Origin of the sequence: Streptococcus sp. CL5.50 (assembly GCF_049738015.1) — a bacterium.
GTDB classification, from domain to species: domain Bacteria; phylum Bacillota; class Bacilli; order Lactobacillales; family Streptococcaceae; genus Streptococcus; species Streptococcus mitis_CA.
Map to the genome: position 1 here is coordinate 1 of NZ_JBKOTR010000026.1, position 1,825 is coordinate 1,825.

The 1,825-nt window shown below is 38.7% G+C and carries 1 protein-coding gene; it reads right to left on the reverse strand.

From position 1 onward, the window contains the following. Positions 1-77: 77 nt before the first annotated feature. Positions 78-1,825: pneumococcal-type histidine triad protein (locus ACLNCV_RS09685; protein WP_424845156.1), on the reverse strand; the 1,748-nt coding region annotated here is incomplete at its 5' end.

The following is a 1,825-nucleotide window of genomic DNA, read 5'->3' on the forward strand; positions in this document are numbered from 1 at the left end:
GATTTTTATATCATTTTAAAAAATAAAAGCCAGTATTGCTACTGACTCTTACATCATTTTGATTTATAGTATAAAGTTTATACTGCTGGTTTCGTCGTAACTGACTCACTACCTTTTAACAAAGCAAGTAATTTTTCTGCTTCTGCCATAATGCCATTATTATCCATGGTTTGGAGACTCAGATTATTTCGTAAACCAGATAGGCTCTCTGTCACATTGTCTTTCAAACTAGCATCCGTTACTTCAGCAAGTAGAGCTTCTACTTCTTTGAGTTTGGCTTCTACTTTTTCGGTTTCTACTTGAGGTACTTCAGCTTCGTCTGTTGTATCTTTAGATACTTCTTCTGTCTCGTCTTCATCAGTGCTCGGTTTATAAAGATTATCTACTGAAGGGGTTGAACCTGTATGATTTTCTTTTTCATTGGATTCAGGACGGGTTGACTCGTCTGATTCATGATGATCTTCCTTATCTTCATCAGATTTACTGTCTTTGTCTGCCTTATTTTTACGAACATGGTCGCTGGCATTTCCCCAACCATTATCTGAGTGAGGACGTTCTTCAGGATGTTCAACATAATATTTTACAGTCGCAAAGAGATCCTCAAGGCTATAACCCTTAGGTGCTTCATAGAGTCCTTCGTCAAACCAACCAAATTTAATGTTATGGTAATGGTCGTAATGAGGTATAATTAAGCTACCATTTTTAACTTCAACAGTATGTTGTAGATTGTAAGGAATATGATCAAGTGGGACCTTCTTAGCTGCTTCCACTTTATTATAGATTGCTTCTACTCCTTTAACCTCAGTATTTCCTGAACCCTGATTCTCTGTTGAAGGAGGTATCAAACCTTTCTCTTTAGCATAAGCCTGGGCTGCCACTCTTTCAGCTTCAGACAAGCTCTCTTTCTTAATCCAATGACTATGGGACATATGTGGAGTTACATAAGCATCTCCCTCATCACTGGTAATATCACGAGTGTCAAAGATATAGCCATCTTCTGTTGTATACTTACCTGCTAATTTCGCTAATTTAATTTCATCGTCTGTATAAGCAATTTGAGAATTTGGTTTACCAAGACGTTCTGGGTGGGTAATTGGTGCTAGGAATGTCAATAAATCATCTACCAATTTTCCTTTATTAGAAGATTCATCATTCAAGCGTTCTGCTAATTTGTCTAAGGCTTGGAAATCAGAAGTACGCCCCTTATTTTCAGACAAGGCTTTATGAGCCTCGGCCAATAAATTATATGCTTTATCATAAAATTCTTGGTCACGAGAAGCGACATTTTCTTTCTTCGCAACTAGAGAGTGCGTCTCTTGAGTTTTATTTGACAAGAGATTTTCAATAGCGTCAATCTTATCCTTGGCTAAGTCTTTAGCTAGAACATAACGACTAGCGCCCTTATCCTCGAAAATATAACCGTCGCCAACTTTTCTAACAACCTGGTTGACATCAAATTCTGTCAGTTTATTTTCCACCGGTGCTATAGGTTTGGTAGTAGGAGCTGGCTTCAGAGGAGTAACACTTGGCAAGACACTGCCATTTTGTCCCTTGACAGCTATCATACGAGCCAATTTTTCTTCCAGCGGTGACATTTGTGAATAAGGGATAAAGTGATAATGATCTCCGTGAGGCACTGCAACACCGTTAGCTGTACGTTTGATGATTTGTGCCGGATCAAAGACTAATCCATCCGATTCCACATGGCGTTCTGATAAAGGTTTGGCATACAATTCACTTAAAAGTGTTGGGATATCTTCCCCTTGATTTTGATGATATGTTGGGGTGACAGTCAGGTTTGGAGTCTCTGTCAAACTTGGTTGGG